We start from the raw sequence: 20,378 nt of genomic DNA, 5'->3' as shown, positions 1-20,378 counted from the left end.
GGCCCGGTCCGGACCGCGGAGGAGCGGCCCGCCGCGCGGCGGGGCCCCGGCGGGACCGGCCGGCCCTGCGGGGGCGGCGCCGGGCGGCCGTGCGGGCGGTGCCGTTCCCGGGGCCGCGCCCCCGGGGCGGTCCGCCGGACGGGGACCGGCCCGGTGCCGGGGGGCGGAGGGCGGGGTGCTCCGCCGCGCCCGCCGCCCTCCCCTCTCCGGCGCTCCGCTCGGGCGGGCGGTCTCCGGAGGGCGCCTCCGCCGGTCGCCGGGGCCGGTCACAGCCGCCTCCCCTCGTCGTGGGCGGGGCAGCTGGAGCGGACCGGGCAGCGGCCGCAGCGGTCGTTGCGGGTGGCGGAGAACCGGGCGCCGGACATGCCCTCGGCGGTCTCCAGGACGAGCCGGCCGGCCCACTCCGGGTCCGGGTCGCCGCCGAGCGGCCCCTGCTCCTGCTCCTTGGGGTTCTTCAGCGAGCCGCCGACCTGGACCAGCGAGGCCCCGCCCGGCTCGGTGAGCCCGAGGCCGGCGAAGGCGCCCTTGAGCACCGCGAGCTGGTAGACGCCCAGCTGCGGGAGGCGGCCCAGCTCGTCCTTGCCCGGCATGCTGCCACCGGTCTTGATGTCGACGATGAAACCGCGCCCCTGCTCGTCCCGCTCCAGGCGGTCCACCCGGCCGGTGATCTCCACCCCGCCCACGTCGACCTTGAACCCCTCCTCGGTGACGACGAGTTCGCGCGGGTCGGCGCGGTGCCAGGCGATGAGCTTGCGCACCATCTCGTCGGTCTTCTCCCGCTGGCGGCCGGCGTACCAGGGGCCGCCGAAGTCCATCTCCGACCAGATCTCGTCCAGCCGGTGGTCGATCTCCTCCTTGGTGACGCCCTCGGCGACCAGCACCGCGACCGCGTGCACGATGCTGCCGAGCGCGGAGGCGGTCTCCGTGCCGGAGGCGCCCGCGCCCTTCTCCAGCAGCCAGCGCAGCCGGCAGGTGCTGAACGTCTCCACCTGGGAGGGCGACACCCGGATGCCCTCGCCCTCCTCGGCCAGCGGCCGGTCGTCGGAGATCGGCGTCAGCGCGTGCCACTCGGCGGGGTCGGCGCCGCGCTCGCCCTCTCGGGCCAGCCGGGCCAGGTGCGCGGCGGCGGCGCGGCGCAGCGGGTCGGGCCGGCCGGGGTCGGTCGCCACCGAGCGCAGGTCGGCGACGAGCGCCGGCAGGGACAGCCAGCGCCGCCCGGTACCGATCCGCTCCGGTTCGCCCAGGCCCAGCTCGGCCAGGAAGCGCGACGGGCGCTCCTCGGTCTCCTCCCCGCCCACGGCGGTGACGACGAGCCGGCGGCGGGCCCGGGTCACCGCCACGTAGAACAGCCGCCGCTCCTCGTCGAGGAGCTTGGAGGCGACGGCCGCCCCCGCGGCGGAGGCCTCCGGGGCGAACCCCGAGGCGGTGTCGACCAGCTCCTCCACACCGAGCAGCGAGCCGCGCAGCCGCAGGTCGGGCCAGTCCCCCTCCTGCACCCCGGCGACCACCGCCAGGTCCCACTCCAGCCCCTTGGAGCGGTGCGCGGTGAGGATCCGCACGGCCTCCCCCTCGGGGGCGTGCTCGGCGAGGGTGTCTCCGGGGATCTCCTGGGCCTCCAGGTCCTCCAGGAACCCCTCGGGGGTCCCGGGGGGCAGCCGGTCGCAGTAGCGGGCGGCGTTCTCGAAGAGCGCCACCACCGCGTCCAGGTCCCGGTCGGCGGCGGCGCCGCGCCTGCCGCCGGCCTGGCTGGCGCGGAGCAGCCGGTCGCCCAGGCCGGCGGCCTTCCACACCTCCCAGAGCACCTCCTCGGCGCTGCCGCCGCGGGCGGCGGTGTCGGTGACGGTGGCGAGCAGCCGGGCCACCCGCCGGGCCGGTTCGGCCACGGCCGGGTCCACCAGGGTGAGTTCGCGCGGGTCGCGCAGCGCGTCGGCGATGAGCACCGCCGAGGAGCGCGGGCGGCGCCGCCCGCCGTTCCCGGGCTCCTCGTCCGCGCCGCTCTCCGCACCCGGCTCGGCGCCCTCCCCCGCGCCGCCCCCGGAGCCGTCCTCCGCGCCGCCGTCCGCACCGGCCTCCGTGCCGCCGTCCGCGGCGAAGGCGTCCAGCTCCAGCCGGCGCAGCGCCCTGCCGAGCCGGCGCAGCCGGACCGTGTCGGCCTCGCCGAACGGGGAGACGAGCAGCTCGTGCGCGGTGTCGGGGTCGAGCGGGCCCGGGTGCAGCCCGCAGCGCAGGAGCAGCAGCAGCGGGCGGACCACCGGCTCGGCGGCCAGCGGCAGCTCGTCGCCGGCCACGGCGACCGGTACCCCGGCCGCCAGCAGCGCCCGGCGCAGCACCGGGACCTGGCGGGTGGCCGAGCGGACCAGCACCGCCATCCGGGACCAGGGCAGGCCGTCCATCAGGTGGGCGCGGCGCAGCACGTCGGCGATGACCGCGGCCTCCTGGGTGGGGCTCTCCATGGCGAGCACCCGCACCTCGCCCTCCGGCAGGTCCGGCGCCGGGGCCAGTTCGCGGTGGGCGTTGACCGGGCCGCCGTCCGGCGAGGGCGCCGCGGGCAGCCGCCGGGCCACCCCGCGCGAGGCGCGCAGCAGCGCCGGGCCGCTGCGCCGGCAGGTGCGCAGCGCGACCACCGGCGCCGGCTCCCCGGCCGCGTCCGGGAAGCGCCGCGGGAAGTCGAGGATGCCGCGCACGTCGGCGCCGCGGAAGCCGTAGATGGACTGGTCGGGGTCGCCGACGGCGACCAGGTCGCGGCCGTCGCCGGCCAGCGCGCGCAGCAGCTCCTCCTGCGCGGGGTCGGTGTCCTGGTACTCGTCGACGAACACGGCCTCCCGGGCGGCCCGCTCCCGGGCCAGCACACCGGGGTCGGAGAGCAGGTTCGCGGCGACCCGGACCAGTTCGGCGTAGTCGAGCGTGGGCACCGGGGCGACGTCGAACCGGCCGGTGTAGCGGTCCAGGAAGCCGCCGGCGGCCGCCCAGTCGTCCCGGCCCCGCTCGAGGCCCATCCGCTCCAGGTCGGCGGAGCCCAGGCCGCGCTCCTGGGCGCGCATCAGGAAGTCGCGCAGCTCCTCGGCGAAGCCGCGGGTGGCCAGGGCCGGGCGGAGCCGCTCCGGCCACCCCTGCGCGCCGTCCTCCAGCTCTCCGGCGAGCAGCTCGCGCACCTCCATCAGCTGCTCGGGCCCGGAGAGCAGCCGGGGCGGCAGGTCGCCGAGGCGCTGGAACTCGCGGCGGATCAGCGCGTAGGCGTAGCTGTGGAAGGTGAGCGCGAGCGGTTCGCGGGTGGTCCGGCGCAGCCGCGAGGTGATGCGGTGCCGCAGCTCCTCGGCGGCCTTGCGGCTGAAGGTCAGCACCAGGACGGAGCGGGGGTCCGCGCCGCGGTTCTCGATCCGGTCGACGACGGCCTCGACGATCGTGGTGGTCTTGCCGGTGCCGGGGCCGGCCAGGACCAGCAGCGGCCCGCCCTTGTGCGCCACCACCCGGCGCTGGGCGCCGTCGAGCACCGGCGGCGGTGCGGCGCGGCGCGCACGCCTGACGAGCCGGTACGGGGATGGGTTCACCCCGCCAAGTTCACCACATCCCCACGGGGATCGCCGCCATTCGGATCGAACATTTGTACGTGATCTTCACACGGTTCCCGCTGGGCGACCGGCCGGCCCCGCTCGGTGAGCGGGTCCGGCCACCGGGCGCGCGGCCGCGGTCACCCGGCGTCCCGCCCGCACCGAACGCCCGGCCGGTCAGCGCCGGTCCGGGGCGGCCTCCCCGGACGGGGCCCTGAGCAGGTACTCGCGGTGCGGGCGGCCGTAGGCCTCCAGCTCGCGGGAGAAGGCGAAGCCCAGCTTCTCCAGCACCCGCGACGAGGCCGGGTTGGCCGGGTCCACCACCCCGGTGAGCCGCGGAAGGCCCAGTTCGCCGAAGGCCGCGGCCACGCAGAGCCGCCCGGCCTCGGTGGCCAGGCCCCGCCCCCACCACGCGCGCGCCAGGGTGTAGCCGAACTCGGCGCCCGCCTCCCGGGCCTCGAAGCCGGCGTCGCCGATGACCGCGCCGGTGGCGGCGTCCTCCACCGCCCAGAAGGCGTAGCCGTGCTCTTCCTGGTGGCGGATGTATCCGGCGACCATCTCGGCGGCCTCCGCGGCCGTGGCCGGCTTCCCGTAGGCCACGTAGCGCATCACCTCGGGGTCGCCGTAGACCTCGTGGACGGCGTCCCGGTCGCCGGCCCGGAACGGGCGCAGTCGGATCCGGTCGCTCTGCAGGGGAAATCGGATGCTCACGTGCGCCCACCCTTCCCACGGCCCGGCCCGCCGTCAACGTGTTTTCGGCACGGCCGGGGCCCCGGTCCGGCCCTCCTCCGGGCCGCCCCTCAGCGCCCCGGACCGCCCTCCGCGCCGGGGCCCGCCCAGCGGGCGCGGCGCATGTCGACCCGGTCGGAGCCGGGGCGCATCGGGGTCGCCTCCTCGGCGTAGCGGGCCAGGGCGCGCACCTCGAGGCCGGGCGGCGGGGCGCCGTCCGCGCGGATGACCCGCCACCACGGGACGCCGCCGCCCCAGGCCGCCATCACCGCGCCGACCTGGCGCGGCCCGCCCTCCCCCAGGTACTCGGCGACGTCGCCGTAGGACATCACCCGGCCGGGCGGAATCCGCTCGACGAAGTCGAGCACGCGCTCGCCGTACTCGGTGGGGTGCGACTCGTATCGGGCCATGCCCCGACCCTAGATCGTTGCCGGGAGGTTCCGCCCCAGGGCGATGATCTTGACGTTGCGGGGCCGTCAGAGCGCTCTGACGGCCCCGCAACGTCAAGATCATCGCGGGTGGGGGGCGGGGGCCGCCCCGCCGGGACCGGTCAGTGCGCCACCGGGCGGCCGCTGACGCCGCCGGGGCGGCCCACCTGGACGATGCCGGCGGCGCCGGCGACCATCACGACCGCGCCGAGGATCCAGGCCGTCCAGGCGGCGACGGCGTTGGTCCCGGCGAAACCGGTCAGCCAGGGCGAGAGGAAGACCAGTGCGCCCAGGCCGAAGATGAACCCCTCGCCGGCGAGCATGCCCGGGTGGGTGATCGACATCGTCGAAGCGAGCACGATGAGCAGGGCCAGCACGAACAGCGCCGCCTTCTGCGGCCCGAGCATCCCGTGCCAGATCCAGCTGACGGCGAGCAGCACGCCCGCGGCGATGGCCGCCCAGTCCTGCCAGCGTCCCTTGACCGTCATGGCAGACCTCCTCCGCGCCGGCTCCGGCGCCGGCGCTGTCTGCCATATACCCGCTCCGGCCCCGGACGGCACGGCGCCCCGGCCGCGCGGGGCGGCCGGGGCGGACGGGGACCGGTCAGTAGGTCGGCAGGCTGGGGTCGACCTGGTTGACCCAGGCCAGCACGCCGCCGCCGACGTGCACCGCGTCGGAGAACCCGGCGCCCTTGAGCGCGGCCAGGGCCTCCGCGGAGCGGCCGCCGGACTTGCAGTGCAGGACGATCTTCCTGTCCTGGGGCAGCTTGGCGAAGGCCTCGCCGTTCAGGAACTCGCCCTTGGGGATGAGCACCGAGCCGGGGATGCTGACGATCTCGTACTCGTTCTTCTCCCGGACGTCGACCAGCTGGAAGTCATCGCCGTCGTCGATCATCCGCTTGAGCTCGCCGGCGGTGATCGTGGAGCCGGCGGCGGCCTCCTGGGCCTCCTCGGAGACGGTGCCGCAGAACGCCTCGTAGTCGATCAGCTCGGTGATCGTCGGGTTCTTGCCGCACAGCGGGCACTCGGGGTCCTTGCGGACCTTCAGCGCGCGGTAGTTCATCTCCAGGGCGTCGTAGGTCATCAGCCGGCCGACCAGCGGCTCGCCGAACCCGGCGATCAGCTTGATGGCCTCGTTGACCTGGATCGACCCGATGGAGGCGCAGAGCACGCCGAGGACGCCGCCCTCGGCGCAGGAGGGGACCATCCCGGGCGGCGGGGGCTCCGGGTAGAGGCAGCGGTAGCAGGGGCCGTGGTCGGCCCAGAAGACCGAGGCCTGGCCGTCGAAGCGGTAGATGGAGCCCCACACGTACGGCTTGCCCAGCAGCACGCAGGCGTCGTTCACCAGGTAGCGGGTGGCGAAGTTGTCGGTGCCGTCGACGATGAGGTCGTAGGGCTCGAAGATGCGGAAGGCGTTGTCGGAGTCGAGCCGCTCCTCGTGCAGCACCACCTCGGTGTTGGGGTTCACCTCGCGGATCGAGTCGCGCGCGGAGACGGCCTTGGGCCGGTCCACGTCGCTCTGCCCGTGGATGATCTGGCGCTGCAGGTTGGACTCGTCCACGACGTCGAAGTCGATGATGCCGAGCGTGCCCACGCCCGCGGCGGCGAGGTAGAGCAGGGCCGGCGACCCCAGCCCGCCGGCGCCGACGACCAGCACCTTGGCGTTCTTCAGGCGCTTCTGGCCGTCCATGCCCACGTCGGGGATGATCAGGTGGCGGGAGTAGCGGCGCACTTCGTCGACGGTCAGCTCGTCGGCTGGCTCGACCAGCGGCGGCAGCGACACAGTGGCTCCTCAACAGTTCTCGTCGGCGCCACGACGCCCGCAGGCCTCCGGTGCCGGAGGGGATCGGGCACGTGACGAGCTTGCTCTCATACCCAACCTACGGGGTGGGGTTTGCATTCCCGCGGCCGGGCCGCCTCCTCGCGCCGGCCTCCGGCCGGGCCCCGTCCCCGGCGAGGAAGCGGCGGAGCTCGCGGGCGACCAGCTCGGGGCGCTCCTTCATCGCCACGTGGCCGGTGCGGGGCAGCAGCACCATCCGGTTGCGCCGGAAGGTGCGCGCCGCCCGGCGGGCCATCCTCGGGTCGATGAACCGGTCGGCCGCGGCGTAGACGAGCAGCACCGGCTGGCCGACCCGGGCCGCCTGGCGCCACAGCGACCGGGGGCCCCGGCGCAGGTACTCGGCGACGATCCCGCGCAGCGACTCCAGCACCGAGCCGACCGCGTGCGGGTGGCCCTCCCGCTCCCGCTCGGCCTCCAGCGCCTCCAGCACCCGCTGGGCGGGGGCGGACGCCGGATCGTAGTAGGTGGCGTCCAGGGTGTCCTGGACCCGGACCTCGGCGGGGCGCCGGGCGATGCGCGCGTAGACCGCGGGGCCGAGCACCGGGACCAGCGCGCCGGCCATCTGGTAGGGGACCAGCCGGGGGCGCAGGTCGGGCAGGGCCGGGGAGATCAGGGTGAGGGTGCGCACCAGCTCGGGCCGCTCGGCGGCGAGCCGCACCGCGATGCTGCCGCCCAGCGAGTTGCCGACCAGGTGGACCGGGCGCTCGCCGGAGGCGATCAGGTCCGCGGCGGCCGCGACGCCGGCGTCCAGGCCGTAGTCGCCGTCCTCGGGCGGCGGCGACTTGCCGAACCCGGGCAGGTCGGGCGCCTCGCCGCGGTACTCCCCGGCCAGGGCGCCCATCAGGTCGGTCCAGTCGGCCGAGGAGCCGTTGAGGCCGTGCAGGTAGACGATGCGCGGGCGGTTCCGCGGGCCGCCGGCGCGGACGTGCATCCGCCGCCCGCCGACGGTGCGGAACTCGCCCGGCCACGGGTCGATGGGCTCCGCCATGCCGCCCCCCTCGGTCTCCGGGGCCCGCGCGGCCCCGTCCGCCGCGGCCCCTCGGTGGCACTCTACGCACCGCCGCCCCTTACCCGGCCGTGGCCTCGCCGTTTCCCCTGCCCGGGGCTGAGCGAGTAACGTGGGGGGCACGTTCCGCGACGATCCGAGGGGGGATCCCGTGACGTCTGCACGACCGCCGCGCGACCCGGAGGAGGCCGCCCCGGACGAGTCCCTCGACTCCCCGGAGGCCGACCGCGCCGACCAGCTGGCCCCGGTCGGCGAGGAGGAGGGCTGGAGCCCCGACCGCGGCCTGGGCGCCCCGGACGACGTCCCCGAGGGCGACGCCGTCGAGCAGCACCAGGAGGTCGGGCTGGACGAGGACGAATACCGCGGCTGACCCCTCCCCGGGCGCGGGGGGAGCCGAGATCATCGGAGGTGGAGGCGGCCGGGGTGGTGGCCGGTGCCGGGTGAGCGTAACCTACGTCCGAGTAAGATGAAGGGATGCGCGCCGGGGTGTTCCGGTTCCCCGTTCTCAGAGCGCTTCCCGGATTGAACCGTCGAATGCGGCGCCCGTAGAGCCGCCGCACCAGTTCGGAGGGTGTGGGTGTGACAGCTCCTTCAGATGCCCGGCCGCGCGGCACCCGGCTGCCCCGCGTCGCGCGCAGGCGGCAGCTGCTGGCGGCGGCACAGGAGGTGTTCGTCGCCCAGGGCTACCACCAGGCCGCGATGGACGAGATCGCCGAGCGGGCCGGTGTCAGCAAGCCCGTGCTCTACCAGCACTTCCCCGGGAAGCTGGAGCTGTACCTGGCGCTGCTGGAGCAGCACTGCGAGGCGCTGGTCGAGAAGCAGCGCGAAGCCCTGGAGAGCACCACCGACAACCGGGACCGGGTCGTCGCCAGCTTCACCGCGTTCTTCGAGTTCGTCGCGGGCGACGGCGAGGCGTTCCGCCTGGTGTTCGAGTCCGACCTGCGCAACCTGCCCGCGGTCCGGGAGAAGCTCGACCACACCCTGCACCGGTGCGCCGAGCTGATCGGCGAGGTGATCCGCCAGGACACCAGCATCTCCGAGGAGGAGGCGCACCTGCTCAGCGTCGGCCTGGTCGGCCTGGCCGAGACCAGCGCCCGGTACTGGACCGGCAGCGGCGGCGGCGTCCCCAAGGAGACCGCGGAGCTGCTCGTCTCCCGGCTGGCCTGGCGCGGCCTGAGCGGCTGGGACCTCACCCGGGAGAGCGCCGAGTAACCGGGCCGGCCCCGGCCGCCCGGCTCCTTCCTCCTCCGTCCCGGCTTTTCCCCCGCCCCGACTCCGCTCCGTGACCACCGGAGTCCTCCCCGGCCGCTCGCGGGTCCTCCGGCCCCTCCGGCGATCGCGGGGCGCGGCACGCCGCCCGCCCCCGGCCCCGCCCCCGATTGCGAACACCCTCTGTGATCATCGGTCACCCTCCGACGATTCGGCCTGGTCGATAACGGGTAATCGCCGTGGTGAGAAGCGATCCGTTTCGGTTTCGCCGAGCGTACGCGGGATCACTCCCGGGTACGGGCGGGGCCCCATCGGGGGTGAAACGACATGGACATCGGTCAGGGACTTACGGCGGCGTGGTCCGCTGTCGCGTCTTTCGCACCGAGACTCGCCGCGTTCCTGGTCATCCTGATCCTCGGCTGGCTCGTGGCCAAGCTCATCGGGCGGCTGGTCGGCAAGGGGCTCGCCCGCCTCGGCCTCGACCGGGGGCTGGAGCGCTCGGGGATCGGCGAGTACTTCCAGCGCAGCAAGTACTCCGCCAGTGAGCTGTGCGGGAAGATCATCTACTACGCCGGTGTGCTGATCACGCTGCAGCTGGCGTTCAGCGTGTTCGGGCCGGCCAACCCGATCACCCAGATGCTGAACCAGGTGGTCGCCTGGATCCCGCAGGCCGTGGTGGCGCTGGTGATCGTGGTGGTCGCCGGCATCATCGCCAAGGCCCTCCGGGACGTCGTCTCCAGCGCGCTGGGCGGGCTGAGCTACGGCCGGCTCGTCGCCAACCTGCTGGGGATCTTCGTGATGGCGCTGGGTGTCATCGCCGCGCTGAACCAGATCGGGGTCGCCACCACCGTCACCCAGCCGGTGCTCATCGCGGTGCTGGCCACGGTCGGCGGCATCCTGGTCGTCGGCGTGGGCGGCGGCATGATCCGGCCGATGCAGGCGCGCTGGTCGCGCTGGCTGGACGCGGCCGAGCGGGAGACCTCCCGGATCCAGGAGGGCCAGGGGTACGCCGCCGGCATGTCCGACGCGATGCGGACCGAGCAGGGCGCTCCGCAGCAGCGCGCCGAGGCCCGGCAGGGCGCGGCCGCAGGCGGCGCCAGCCCGTCCGGGTACGGAAGGGCCCGCACCGAGGAGGGCGGACCGGTCGGCGAGCACCGCCGGCCTCCGGAGCCCTAGTCGGCGCGGACGGAGACCGGAGCGGGGCGGGGCCTGTGCAGGCCCCGCCCCGCTCCGCGTCCGCCTAGAGCAGCTCCTCGTCCCGCAGCTCGTCGCGGGAGAGCCGGTCGATGCGGCGGATCATCAGCACCAGGGTCGCTCCGATGGGCAGCAGCGACAGCCAGAAGGCCGGCGAGGTCCACCCGGAGACCGCCATCACCGCCAGGGCGACCAGGATGATCAGTGCGAAGAGCATGAAGTCGGTGCGGTCCTGCCGGACCAGGACGCCGATAGGAGGCCGCGCCGCCCCATGCCGACCGCTCCTCATTCGCTCTTCCTTTCTCGCGGCACCTCGCGGCCGCATCTTCGATCCCGGGTATGCGGCCGAGACGGGCTCCGCGCCGGGAACGCCGCACGCGGAGGCGCCCCTCGCCCTCTGGAATACCCACGACGGACAGCATGACCCCGGGTACGGATCAGCGTACGCCCCGTGAGGGCCTCAGTGACGTCACTTCGCGGATCGGCGGCCTGCCGCCGCCGATCCGTGAGGTTCCACTTGGGGCGTGACCAACCTAGCGGACGAAGCCGCTCTCCTTGGCCAGCCGGCAGATGGCCAGGAGGCGAACGGTCTCCCAGTCGTACTCCGCGGAAGTGGAGTGCCACCCCCGCTCCCGGCAGCCGTCCACGAAGCCGCGGAGGTAGCTGGTCAGGCTCCGCAGAGTGAGCGAGGCGCCGCCGGACGCGATCGAGTCGCGGACCGCGGCGGCGTGCTGGTCCAGCTCAGCGGTGAGCCAGGGCTCGGTGGAGCCGCTGAGCGGACCGAAGACGTCGAATTCGCGAGAGAGGCGGGCCAGCGGGCCCTGCGCTTCGAACCCACTGCGCATGGACGAGACACCTCATGGCCGGGAGCTTTCAGAACCCAACCGACTATATGTCAATTCGGAACCGAATCATGACCGTTTCGTGTTCGAGTGGTCCGAGTCACCGCCGCCGCGGCGGGCGCCCCGGCCGGGTCCCCCTGCGGGGCGGGGGCTCCCGCCGCGCAGGCCCCGCCCGGAAGGCGCCCGGCGGGTGCGCTCAGGTGCTCAGGCCCATCGCGGCCAGCCGCGCGGAGTGCGCCTCGGTGAGGCCGGCGAACAGGCGGCTGACCGAGGCCAGGTCGCTCTCCCGGCCGGACTCCTGCCCGGCCCGCTCCGCCCCCGCGGCCACCAGCGCGGCCAGCTCCGGGCGGTGCGCCGCGACCAGCTGCGCCTGGCTCAGCGCCTCGCCGACCAGGCGGCGGGCCCACAGCGAGAGCGGGCCGGCCAGCTTGGGGTCGGCCTCGACGGCGGCGCGCACCCGGGCGCCGATCACCTCGGCCCGCTCGTCGTCGTCGACCGCGCCGTCCACCAGCTCCGCGGTCCGCGCGTCGGCCACCTTGGCGACCACCCGGTAGAAGTCGCCCGAGATGCCGTCGCCCACGTAGGTCTTGACCAGGCTCTCCAGCCAGTTCTTCGGCTCGGTCCGGGCGTGCCAGGCCTCCAGCGGCTCGACGAACGGCTCCATCGCGGCCTCCGGGTCGGCCCCCAGTTCGGTGAGCCGGTCGTGCAGCAGGCGGTAGTGCCGGTACTCCGCCGCGGCCGCCCCCGCCAGCTCGCCCTTGGCGGCCAGGTCGGGCGCCAGGCCCGCGTCGCCGGAGAGCCGGAAGAAGGAGACGAGTTCGGCGTAGGCCAGCAGGCCCAGCAGGTCGACGACGCCCGCGGGCGCCGCTTCGGAAGGGGAGCCATTGGTCATGGAGCACAGGTTAACGAGCCCGGAGGGCCCGCCCCGCACACCGCCTGCGCGGACGGGGATTATTCGGGCGCATCCGGGGCGTTGCACGTGTCAGCGCCGCGAGCGGGCCTGATGGGGGCATGTCCAGGGACGGAACGCCACGCTAGACTCTGCGCTGTGATCGGCGGCCGAACGCCGTCCGCACGGACGCTCTCAACGGGCGCGGCGGGTGCCGCGGCCGCGGCCGGTCATCCCGACCGGCGGAACGGAGCGGCCGGATGCGGCGCTCCGCCGCGCGGTGCACGAGCATCGCGCGCCAGGACGACAGAGAACGGACGGCCCATGCGCCGAGTGCGCGAGCGCGCCGCGGAGGGCGGGACACCCGCCCCGCGTGCCGCGCCGCCCCTCGCCCGGCCCCGCGCCGCAGCGGCGGCGCCCGTCCGCAGCACACGAGGCCACGAACGCCATTGCGGCCCGCCCAGATGGAGGCATGAGCCCTGAGCAGCACCAAGAACATGAGCGAACCCCGACGTACCTTCCGCGACCTGGGCGTCAGCCCGGAGATCGCCGACGCCCTCGAAGCCGAGGGCATCATCGAGCCCTTCCCGATCCAGTCCCTCGCCCTTCCGCTCGCGCTGAACGGCTCGGACATCATCGGCCAGGCCCGTACCGGCACCGGCAAGACCTTCGCCTTCGGCCTGCCGCTGCTGCAGCTCTCGCAGAAGGAGCCCGGCGAGTCCAAGCGGCCCCGCGCCCTGGTCGTCGTCCCCACCCGCGAACTCGCGATCCAGGTGGCGGCCGACCTGACCACCGCGGGCAAGCGGACCGGGGCCCGGATCCTCACCGTCTACGGCGGCCGCGCCTACGAGCCGCAGATCGACGGGCTGAAGAGCGGCGTCGACATCGTCGTCGGCACCCCCGGGCGCCTGCTCGACCTGGAGAAGCAGAAGCACCTGAGCCTGGGCGGCGTCGGCGCCGTCGTGCTCGACGAGGCCGACAAGATGCTCGACCTGGGCTTCCTGCCGGACATCGAGCGGATCCTCAAGCGGATCCCCGACCAGCGCCAGTCCATGCTCTTCTCGGCGACCATGCCGAGCGAGATCGTCGGCCTGTCCCGCCGCTACCTGACCCGGCCCACCCACGTGCGCGCCGGCGACGACGACGAGCCGGGGCAGACCACCACCAGCCACATCGACCAGTACGTCTACCGCACCCACCAGATGGACAAGGGCGAGATGCTCGCCCGGCTGCTCCAGGCGGAGGGGCGCGGCCTGAGCATGGTCTTCTGCCAGACCAAGCGGGCCTGCGACCGGGTCGCGAGCGACCTGAAGTCGCGCGGCTTCGCCGCCGCCGCGGTCCACGGCGACCTGGGGCAGAGCCAGCGCGAGCGGGCGCTGCGCGCGTTCCGCAACGGCAAGATCGACGTGCTGGTCGCCACCGACGTGGCCGCCCGCGGCCTGGACGTGGACGACGTCACCCACGTGGTGAACTACGAGTGCCCCGACGACGAGAAGACCTACACCCACCGGATCGGCCGCACCGGCCGCGCCGGGCGCTCGGGCACCGCGGTCACCTTCGTCGACTGGCGCGAGACCGCGCGCTGGAAGCTGATCAACGCGGCGCTGGAGCTGTCCTTCGCCGACCCGGAGGAGACCTACTCCACCTCGCCGCACTTCTTCGAGCAGCTCGGTATCCCGGAGGGCACCAAGGGGCGGCTGGCCAAGGAGAAGCAGGAGCGGGCCGGCCTGGAGGCCGAGGAGATCGAGGACATCGGCGACACCGGGGTGCACGCCAAGCAGCGCGAGCCGCGCGAGCGCGGTGACCGCGGTGACCGCGGCGACCGCGAGCGCGGCGGCCGGACCCGGAACCGGCGCCGCACCCGCAAGGGGGGCGAGGCGGCCGCCGCCGAGGCCCCGGCGCGCACCGAGCCGGCCGCCGGCGGGGACGGCGAGGCCGCGCCCGCACCGCGCCGGCGCAGGCGCCGCCGCACCCGCAGCGGGGTCGAGGTCGGCCGCGGCCAGGAGGGCACCGCTCAGGAGGGCTGAGCCTCCTCCGCGGTGCGAACGCACGGACCGGGGCGGCGGCCGCCCGCCCCGCAGCCGTGGCCGGACCCCGGCTCACCGGGCCGGGGCCCTGGTCGGAGGGCGGATCGTCTAGGGTGATCCGTCGTGAGTACACCGCGGTTTCTGGAACTTCCGCCCGGCGTCCGGCGGATCGACGTGCCGACGGCGCTGGGCACCGTCGCGGCGCTGCGGGCCCTGCCCGCGGCGGGCGGCCACGACCGGCAGCCCGCCCTCCTCGTCCCCGGCCTGACCGGGAGCAAAGAGGACTTCATCGCGCTGCTGCAGACGCTGGCCCAGGCCGGGCGCCCGGTGGTCGCGATCGACCTGCCCGGCCAGTACGAGTCCCCGGCCCCCGCCGACCTGGCCGGCTACGGGACCGCCTGGCTGGGCCGCTTCGTCGCGGCCCTGGCCGAGGCCCTCGACGAGGGCCCGGTCCACCTGCTCGGCCACTCCTACGGCGGGCTGGTCTCCCGGGAGGCGGTCCTCGCCGACCCCTCCCCCTTCCTCTCCCTGGCCCTGATGAGCTCGGGCCCCTCCGCGGTCCCCTCGGCCGGCCGGGTCTCCAACGCCGAGCAGCTCATCGCCTTCCTCCGCCCCGACCCCAGCCCGGACCGGCTGCGGCTGCTGTGGGAGCGGTACCTGGACGCCCCGTCCCGCTCCGCCGGACTCTCCGCGGAGATCCAGGGGTTCCTGCAGGCCCGGATGGTCGCGAACAGCCCGGGCGCGCTGGTGCGGATGTGCGAGGAGATCCTCTCTGCCCCGGACCGCACCGGCGAGCTCGGCGCGGTGGACCTGCCCCGCCTGGTGCTCTACGGAGAGAACGACGACGCCTGGCCGCCGGAGGTGCAGGCGGTGATGGCCGAGGAGCTCTCCGCCCGCAAGGTCGTCGTCCCCGGCGCCGCCCACTCCCCCAACGTCGAGGCCCCGGAGACCACCGCCCGCGCGCTGACGGTCTTCTGGGACGCGGTGGAGACCCCGGAGCGGGGCGGCTGAGCCGCCGAGCGATCTCCATCGTGCACCGGTCATCGTGGCCGTCCAGGTGGATCACCGCTCGACGATCCACGGCCGGCACCGCCCCGCGGAGCGCGGCGACGGCGACGGCCCGCCGCCGGGGGGGTTCCCGGTGGCGGGCCGTGCGCGTGTCCTGCGGGGCTCGGCCGCGGACCGGTCAGACCCAGGAGTTGAAGTTGCCGGACTCCTCTTCGACGGTGGTCTCCGGGCCCTGGTCGGGCAGGATCCGGGTGTCCGGCGGGAGGGAGAGCAGCACCTCGCCGACCGAGTGCAGCTGGCGGGTGTAGTCGAGGTAGCCCTCGCCGACCGTGCCCAGCTCGCCGGCGCGGAGGGTGTCGCCGCTGAACACCGCGCCCAGCTCGGCGATGTAGTAGCCGACGGTGCCGCTGGAGGTGCCGGGCAGCGGCAGGATGTCGATCTCCAGGTCGCCGGCCTTCAGCGAGCCGCCGCCCTCGACCTCGATCTCCGGGGGGTTCTCCGCGCCGTGCACCCGGCGCCAGGAGCGGACCTCGCGCCGGTGCAGGGCGATGGGGGCCTCGTCGCGCTCGGCCACCTCCTGGGCCGCCCCGATGTGGGTGTTGTAGCCGTTGGTGCAGGCCACCAGGTAGATCTCCCGGTCGCCGACGGCCTCCAGGACGAGCTCGGCGTCGTGGGCCGGGTCGATGACGATGACGCCGTCGTCGTCCGCCTTCACGATCCAGGTGTTGCTGACGACGGGGTACTCCTCGTCGTCGACCTTGAGCACGCCGGCGGTCCGCACCCGCTGGACGCCGTCGGAGTCGGCCTCGCCGATGCCCGGCTCCTCGGGCTCGATCTCGCGCTTCTTCGCCGCCTCGGGCTCCTCTTCGGAGTCCCCCTCACCGGCGTCACCGTCCGAGTCGTCCGAGTCGTCCGAGTCGTCCGAAGCGGAGTCCTCCGCGTCCTTCGCGGGCTCCTCCTCGGCGGAGTCCTTCCCGCCGGCGGAGGCGCCCTTCTCCGCGTCCCCGTCCTGCCCGTCCCCGCCGGCCTCGTCCTTCGCAGGCTCCTCCTCGGCGGAGTCCTTCCCGCTGGCGTCCTCGGAGCCAGCCTCGGCGCCGGCCTTCTCCTCCGCCTTCTCCGCCTTCTCCGCGTCCTCGGGGTCCGCGGAGTCCTCGGCGGCCTTCGCCGGCTTCTCCTTCTCCGCCTCGCCGGCGGGCGAGGCCTTCGCGGACGTCTCCCCGTCCGCGCCGCCCTCTCCGTCCTGCACGGCGGTGTCCGGCTCGTCGCGCGCCTCGTCGAGCGTCACCGTGGCGGCCTCGCCGGTCGCCTCGCCGTCCTTCTTCTTGCCCTTCCGCTTCCAGAACACGGTGCCGACCCTTCGATTCGCGTCCGAACTTCCGACTGGTACTTCCGATGTGTGCGGGACCATTGTTCCGGTCCCGGCGCGCGGTCCGGTACCCGCGCCAGCCTGGCAGGCTCGCACTAAGCCTCCGGTAAGCCCTACCCCGCCCGGCCCGTGACGGGCACGGCTCCGGTCGCCGGCTCGATCAGCCGGGCGAACTCCTCCGGGTCCGTGGTGCGCGCGCCGATCCGGTGGCCGGTGAGCGCGCCGTGGTCGTCGCTGGACCCGGTGACCGCCACCCCCAGGTCCCGGGCGATACCGCGCCACCGCTCGGTCTCGTCCCCGCCGTGCGAGGGGTGGTCCGCCTCGATCCCGCCGAGCCCGGCGCGGGCCATGCGCTCGGCCAGCTCCACCGGGACCGCCCCGGTGAGCATGCCCTCGGCGCGCGCCGGGTGGGCCAGCGAGCACACGCCGCCGGCCTCGCGCACCGCCCGCACCGCCCGCACCGGGTCCAGCGCGTAGCGGGACGCGTAGGCGGGGCCGCCCGACCCGATCCAGCGGTCGAAGGCGTCCTGCACGTCCTCCGCGGCGCCGGCGGCGACGATCGCCCGCGCGATGTGCGGCCGGCCGACCACCACGCCCGCCTCCAGGTCCCCGTCCCCGCCGCCGTTGAGCGCGATGTCGCGGACCTGCTCCCAGGTGACCCCGACGCCGGCGGCGCGGAGCAGGCGCACCATCTCCTTGGCCCGGTTCACCCGGTCGTCCCTGATCCGGCGGAGCTCAGCGGCGAGCGACGGCGCCTCCGGGTCGAACAGGTAGCAGACCAGGTGGACGCTGGCCCCCCGGTAGGCGCAGGAGAGCTCCATCCCGGGGACCAGGGTGAGGCCGGGGGGCAGCGCGGCCGCCGCCTCGTCCAGGCCGGCCGCGGTGTCGTGGTCGGTGAGCGCGAACACGTCCACCCCGGCCGCGCGGGCGCGGGCGGCGACCTCGGCCGGCGGCTCGGTGCCGTCCGAGACGGAGCTGTGCGTGTGCAGATCGATGCGGGTCACCCGGCGATTCTATGGACCGCCGGGCGGCCGCGCCGCGGGCCGGGGTCAGGCCTCCGGCTCGTCCAGCGGCTTGAGCTCTTCCGCCAGGAAGGGGGAGAGCGCGCCGAAGGGCGGCGGCAGGGTGGCGCCGTCGACCCGGTCGCGCATGTCCCGCAGCCCGCTGAGCTCGCAGGTGAGGACGTCGGTGTCGGCGGGGCTGAGCAGCAGCCACAGCCAGCTCGCGTAGGCCTCCCCGGCGTAGACCGAGCGCTTCTTGCAGCCGGGCACCGGCCACATCGGGATGTCGTGCCCGCCGTGGCGGAGGCGGAGCGCGGCGGGCCCGGAGTCGAACCCGGCCCCGGGGTCGGGGGCGTCCATCCCGGCCAGCCGGGCGCCCAGCCCGATGCCGGGGTCCTCGGCGACGACGGCCATCTCCCCGACACCGCCCAGCGGGGCGGGGCCGGACAGCGCGACCGCGATGCCCAGGGCGCCGCTGCGCTCGTCGCCGGCGTCGGCGAACCCGGTCACCACCCAGCCCGCCGGGAGCGGCCAGGGCAGCCAGACCGGGACCTGGGCGCTGTCCAGCAGCAGGTCCAGCGAGGTCTCCCCGGGGGCCCGCAGCGGCTGGAGCGGGGCGACGGGGCCGTGCACGGCGCACTGCCAGGCGCTCGACCACAGGTTGGGAGCGCGGACGGCGCGGCCGCAGCGTGGACACGATGGCTCATGCTTCATGGTCTCCCCGAAGATACCCGGACGACCTGCGGGAAAACCGCTTCCCGCACGGCGTGGCGGCGGAGGCGGGGCGGCGGGCGCCGATGCCGTCGCGGCATGCGGGGCGGTCTCCGCCGCCCGCTCCCCCTCGGGTCCTCCGACCGGGCCGCGTCAGCGCGGGGGGCCGGCCGCCCCGCCCCCGTAGGGCGGCGGGCCGTAGGGGCCCTGCGGCGATCCGGGCGGGGTGCGGAAGTGGGAGCCGTGGTCGCCGGGCCGCTCCGCGCCGGCCGGGTCCTGCACCGGCGGAGGCTGCATCACCCAGCGCGGCAGCCTGCGGGGCTCCGGCGGGGCCTGCACCGCGTCCGGGTCGCCGGGGGCGGTCCGCCGCAGGCCCCTGCGCCGGGCCAGCAGCACCACGACGGAGCAGAACAGCACCGCCTCGGTGGTGGTGCCGACGACGCCCTCCCAGGAGCCGCCGCCGGTGGCCGCGTCGGCGAGGGTGCCCTCGAAGGCGCTCAGCCCGAAGGCGGCCAGGTTGTGCACCACGTGCAGCGCGATCGCCGCCTCCAGGCCGCCGGTGTACCAGGTCAGCCAGGCCATGGCCACGCCGAAGACGGCGACGTCGGCCAGCGCCCAGCCGTGGTAGTCGTGCAGCAGTGCGAAGACCGTGCCGCTGACCGCGATGCCCAGCACCGGGGTGCGCAGCAGGCGGGAGAGGAGCGAGCCGCCGCGCCGCTCGGCGGCGCCGCGCCCGTAGGAGCCGACCAGCTGCATGAGGAACCCGCGCAGCGCGAACTCCTCGGCGGAGGCCTGGAACGGCACCAGCAGCAGGATCACCGCGAGCGCCGGCAGGAACCGCTCCGCGCCGACGAACGCCCCGACGAAGGCCGTCTCGGAGGCGGTGGCCAGCTGCAGCGCGTACAGCACGCCGAGGTAGGCGGCGATGATCGGCAGCGCGACCAGGAAGCAGGTTCCCAGCCAGCCCCAGCGCATCCGGCCCTCGACCGAGAGCAGGCCGCCCACCCGGCGCCACTGCACGACGCGCGCGACGAAGAAGACGATCGGCGTCATCGTCGCCAGCACGATGAGCATGAAGGCCAGGTCGGGGATCTCCGCGCCGAGCGGGGAGTCCGCGGTGGGCGTGCGCCCGCCGAGCAGCGCGGCGACGTTCCCGGCCAGGAGGAGGACGACCTGGGTGACCAGGATCAGCAGGACCGCGGTGATCAGCGCCAGCGGCGGGACCCACCAGCGGAACCGCCGGGTCCGGGCCATCCGGTGGTAAGGCGTCCCCGGGGGCGGCTGCGCCGGGCCGGACGGCGCCCGCGGCGGCTGCGGCGGGGGCCACGCCCACACCGCCTGCGCCTCACCGGGGGCGGCCGAGCCCGCGGCGGCGCCCGGCGGCCAGGCCCAGTCCTGCGGATGCTGCTGCGCCCCCGGCTGCTCCGGCCCGCTGGGCCCGGAGTGCCACGAGGGCCCCGTCGGCGGTGGCGTATTTCTCATCGTTTGCCGAGATTACTATCCGGCCGTGTATTGCCGCTGTTAAGAACGCGCCGCATCCCCCCGACCCGCCGCCGAAGTGCGGAAACCGGCGAGCTTGTCGGGGTTGCGCAGCACCAGCATGCGGGTGATCAGGCCTTCGGAGAACTCCGCCACGAGCATCGCCTCGACGCCCCCGTCCGGCCCGCGGAGCAGCCCGGCGGGCTCGCCGCCGACCACCGCCTCCTCGAACCGGAGGTGGGTGTAGCCGGGGCCGATGGAGGCCGCGAAGCGGGCGAACTTGGCGGCCCCGAGGATCGGCCTCAGCGCCGCCTTGCGCTTGCCGCCGCCGTCGGTGACCAGCTGGGCGTCCTCGGCGAGCAGCGCCTTCAGCCCCGCCACGTCGCCCTGGAGGCTGGCGGCGAGGAACCGCTCGGTGAGCCGGCGCCGCTCGGCGTCGTCCGGAGCGTAGCGGGGGCGGCGCTCCCGCACGTGCGCGCGGGCCCGGTGCGCGATCTGGCGGACCGCCTGCTCGGAGCGGTCCACCGCGGCGGCGATCTCCGCGTGCGGCAGGCCGAACACCTCACGCAGCACGAACACCGCCCGCTCCACCGGACCCAGCGTCTCCAGGACGACCAGCAGCGCGTAGGAGACCTCCTCGGCCCGCTCGGCCCGCTCGGCCGCGTCCGGTGCGGCGCCCAGCGGCTCGGGCAGCCAGGGGCCGATGTAGGTCTCGCGGCGGGCCTTGGCCGAGCGCACCTTGTTCAGCGCCCGGTTGGTGACCGCCCGGACCAGGTAGGCGCGGGGTTCGCCGACGGCCCCGCGGTCCGCCCGGTGCCAGCCCAGCCAGGCCTCCTGCACGCAGTCCTCGGCGTCGTGCACGCTGCCCAGCATGTCGTAGGCGACGGCGAAGAGCAGCCGCCGGTGGCGCTCGAACACCCCTTCGCCGCCGTCGGCTCCGGGTTCCGGTCCGGCCGTGCCCGCCATCCGGTCCTCCCTCGCTCCCGCGTCCCCGCCGGGTACGACTCTCCCAGAGGGCGGGCCGGGCGGCGCGGCGGCCCCGGGGTGTGAGGACCCTCCGGAGCGGAACCGGGAATACCCTGCTGACCTGCAGATAAGGGTA

19 protein-coding genes are annotated in these 20,378 nt (G+C 75.3%); 5 read left to right on the top strand and 14 right to left on the bottom strand.

What is annotated here, in order from left to right; genetic code table 11:
- Positions 1-266: 266 nt before the first annotated feature.
- The 6 genes from J0910_RS07965 to J0910_RS07940 all read right to left on the bottom strand — a co-directional run bounded on the left by J0910_RS07965 (position 267) and on the right by J0910_RS07940 (position 7,532).
- On the bottom strand, positions 267-3,548 hold the full coding sequence (locus J0910_RS07965) for an ATP-dependent helicase (RefSeq protein WP_420157881.1): 3,282 nt from the start codon (positions 3,546-3,548) through the stop codon (positions 267-269).
- 177 nt (positions 3,549-3,725) lie between these two features.
- On the bottom strand, positions 3,726-4,259 hold the full coding sequence (locus J0910_RS07960) for a GNAT family N-acetyltransferase (protein WP_420157880.1): 534 nt from the start codon (positions 4,257-4,259) through the stop codon (positions 3,726-3,728).
- An 89-nt stretch (positions 4,260-4,348) separates the two neighbouring features.
- A complete protein-coding gene (locus tag J0910_RS07955) occupies positions 4,349-4,687 on the bottom strand; it encodes an MGMT family protein (RefSeq protein WP_420157879.1) in 339 nt (112 codons plus the stop codon).
- A 140-nt stretch (positions 4,688-4,827) separates the two neighbouring features.
- Positions 4,828-5,193 (bottom strand): SPW repeat domain-containing protein, encoded by a 366-nt coding sequence (locus tag J0910_RS07950; RefSeq protein WP_420157878.1) that lies wholly within the window; start codon positions 5,191-5,193, stop codon positions 4,828-4,830.
- Positions 5,194-5,308: 115 nt separating this feature from the next.
- A complete protein-coding gene (moeZ, locus tag J0910_RS07945; RefSeq protein WP_420157877.1) occupies positions 5,309-6,487 on the bottom strand; it encodes an adenylyltransferase/sulfurtransferase MoeZ in 1,179 nt (392 codons plus the stop codon).
- A 97-nt stretch (positions 6,488-6,584) separates the two neighbouring features.
- Positions 6,585-7,532: an alpha/beta fold hydrolase gene (locus J0910_RS07940; RefSeq protein WP_420157876.1), complete on the bottom strand. Its 948-nt coding sequence runs from the start codon at positions 7,530-7,532 to the stop codon at positions 6,585-6,587.
- 169 nt (positions 7,533-7,701) lie between these two features.
- Between J0910_RS07940 and J0910_RS07935 the strand changes: the two genes are divergently transcribed.
- The 3 genes from J0910_RS07935 to J0910_RS07925 all read left to right on the top strand — a co-directional run bounded on the left by J0910_RS07935 (position 7,702) and on the right by J0910_RS07925 (position 9,935).
- Positions 7,702-7,920 carry a hypothetical protein gene (locus tag J0910_RS07935; RefSeq protein WP_420157875.1) on the top strand — a complete coding sequence of 73 codons (219 nt, stop codon included), beginning with the start codon at positions 7,702-7,704 and terminating at the stop codon, positions 7,918-7,920.
- Between the two features lie 209 nt (positions 7,921-8,129).
- Positions 8,130-8,762: a TetR/AcrR family transcriptional regulator gene (locus J0910_RS07930; protein ID WP_420157874.1), complete on the top strand. Its 633-nt coding sequence runs from the start codon at positions 8,130-8,132 to the stop codon at positions 8,760-8,762.
- Positions 8,763-9,086: 324 nt separating this feature from the next.
- Complete coding sequence (locus J0910_RS07925; RefSeq protein WP_420157873.1) at positions 9,087-9,935, top strand: mechanosensitive ion channel family protein; 849 nt, start codon at positions 9,087-9,089, stop codon at positions 9,933-9,935.
- 64 nt (positions 9,936-9,999) lie between these two features.
- Here the strand turns inward: J0910_RS07925 and J0910_RS07920 are convergent, their stop codons facing one another.
- The 3 genes from J0910_RS07920 to J0910_RS07910 form a co-directional block, all read right to left on the bottom strand.
- Positions 10,000-10,242 (bottom strand): hypothetical protein, encoded by a 243-nt coding sequence (locus J0910_RS07920; RefSeq protein WP_420157872.1) that lies wholly within the window; start codon positions 10,240-10,242, stop codon positions 10,000-10,002.
- Between the two features lie 244 nt (positions 10,243-10,486).
- A complete protein-coding gene (locus J0910_RS07915) occupies positions 10,487-10,798 on the bottom strand; it encodes a DUF6401 family natural product biosynthesis protein (protein ID WP_420157871.1) in 312 nt (103 codons plus the stop codon).
- Positions 10,799-10,991: 193 nt separating this feature from the next.
- A complete protein-coding gene (locus J0910_RS07910; protein WP_420157870.1) occupies positions 10,992-11,687 on the bottom strand; it encodes a ferritin-like fold-containing protein in 696 nt (231 codons plus the stop codon).
- A gap of 494 nt (positions 11,688-12,181) precedes the next feature.
- On the opposite strand from J0910_RS07910, the gene J0910_RS07905 reads away from it, so the two are divergent.
- Both J0910_RS07905 and J0910_RS07900 read left to right on the top strand, forming a co-directional pair.
- Positions 12,182-13,711: a DEAD/DEAH box helicase gene (locus tag J0910_RS07905; protein ID WP_420157869.1), complete on the top strand. Its 1,530-nt coding sequence runs from the start codon at positions 12,182-12,184 to the stop codon at positions 13,709-13,711.
- Positions 13,712-13,834: 123 nt separating this feature from the next.
- Positions 13,835-14,722 carry an alpha/beta fold hydrolase gene (locus tag J0910_RS07900; protein ID WP_420157868.1) on the top strand — a complete coding sequence of 296 codons (888 nt, stop codon included), beginning with the start codon at positions 13,835-13,837 and terminating at the stop codon, positions 14,720-14,722.
- A gap of 175 nt (positions 14,723-14,897) precedes the next feature.
- Here the strand turns inward: J0910_RS07900 and J0910_RS07895 are convergent, their stop codons facing one another.
- The 5 genes from J0910_RS07895 to J0910_RS07875 all read right to left on the bottom strand — a co-directional run bounded on the left by J0910_RS07895 (position 14,898) and on the right by J0910_RS07875 (position 20,242).
- Complete coding sequence (locus J0910_RS07895) at positions 14,898-16,064, bottom strand: MBL fold metallo-hydrolase (protein ID WP_420157867.1); 1,167 nt, start codon at positions 16,062-16,064, stop codon at positions 14,898-14,900.
- A 134-nt stretch (positions 16,065-16,198) separates the two neighbouring features.
- Complete coding sequence (locus tag J0910_RS07890) at positions 16,199-17,089, bottom strand: PHP domain-containing protein (protein WP_420157866.1); 891 nt, start codon at positions 17,087-17,089, stop codon at positions 16,199-16,201.
- A 45-nt stretch (positions 17,090-17,134) separates the two neighbouring features.
- Positions 17,135-17,800: a DUF6758 family protein gene (locus J0910_RS07885; protein ID WP_420157865.1), complete on the bottom strand. Its 666-nt coding sequence runs from the start codon at positions 17,798-17,800 to the stop codon at positions 17,135-17,137.
- Positions 17,801-17,950: 150 nt separating this feature from the next.
- Positions 17,951-19,051: a CPBP family intramembrane glutamic endopeptidase gene (locus tag J0910_RS07880; RefSeq protein ID WP_420157864.1), complete on the bottom strand. Its 1,101-nt coding sequence runs from the start codon at positions 19,049-19,051 to the stop codon at positions 17,951-17,953.
- A 267-nt stretch (positions 19,052-19,318) separates the two neighbouring features.
- Positions 19,319-20,242: an RNA polymerase sigma-70 factor gene (locus J0910_RS07875; protein ID WP_420157863.1), complete on the bottom strand. Its 924-nt coding sequence runs from the start codon at positions 20,240-20,242 to the stop codon at positions 19,319-19,321.
- Positions 20,243-20,378: the final 136 nt, after the last annotated feature.

This window comes from Nocardiopsis oceanisediminis, assembly GCF_048595525.1.
GTDB lineage: Bacteria > Actinomycetota > Actinomycetes > Streptosporangiales > Streptosporangiaceae > Nocardiopsis_A > Nocardiopsis_A oceanisediminis.
This window is presented reverse-complemented; position numbering and strand designations above follow the sequence as displayed.

Bases quoted from the DNA above. Each gene is read 5' to 3' on its own strand.
- J0910_RS07875 (WP_420157863.1), bottom strand. From the start codon at position 20,242: ATGGCGGGCACGGCCGGACCGGAACCCGGAGCCGACGGCGGCGAAGGG.
- J0910_RS07955 (WP_420157879.1), bottom strand. From the start codon at position 4,687: ATGGCCCGATACGAGTCGCACCCCACCGAGTACGGCGAGCGCGTGCTC.
- J0910_RS07905 (WP_420157869.1), top strand. From the start codon at position 12,182: ATGAGCGAACCCCGACGTACCTTCCGCGACCTGGGCGTCAGCCCGGAG.
- J0910_RS07940 (WP_420157876.1), bottom strand. From the start codon at position 7,532: ATGGCGGAGCCCATCGACCCGTGGCCGGGCGAGTTCCGCACCGTCGGC.
- J0910_RS07920 (WP_420157872.1), bottom strand. From the start codon at position 10,242: ATGAGGAGCGGTCGGCATGGGGCGGCGCGGCCTCCTATCGGCGTCCTG.
- J0910_RS07915 (WP_420157871.1), bottom strand. From the start codon at position 10,798: ATGCGCAGTGGGTTCGAAGCGCAGGGCCCGCTGGCCCGCCTCTCTCGC.
- J0910_RS07885 (WP_420157865.1), bottom strand. From the start codon at position 17,800: ATGAAGCATGAGCCATCGTGTCCACGCTGCGGCCGCGCCGTCCGCGCT.
- J0910_RS07910 (WP_420157870.1), bottom strand. From the start codon at position 11,687: ATGACCAATGGCTCCCCTTCCGAAGCGGCGCCCGCGGGCGTCGTCGAC.
- J0910_RS07925 (WP_420157873.1), top strand. From the start codon at position 9,087: ATGGACATCGGTCAGGGACTTACGGCGGCGTGGTCCGCTGTCGCGTCT.
- J0910_RS07950 (WP_420157878.1), bottom strand. From the start codon at position 5,193: ATGACGGTCAAGGGACGCTGGCAGGACTGGGCGGCCATCGCCGCGGGC.
- J0910_RS07880 (WP_420157864.1), bottom strand. From the start codon at position 19,051: ATGGCCCGGACCCGGCGGTTCCGCTGGTGGGTCCCGCCGCTGGCGCTG.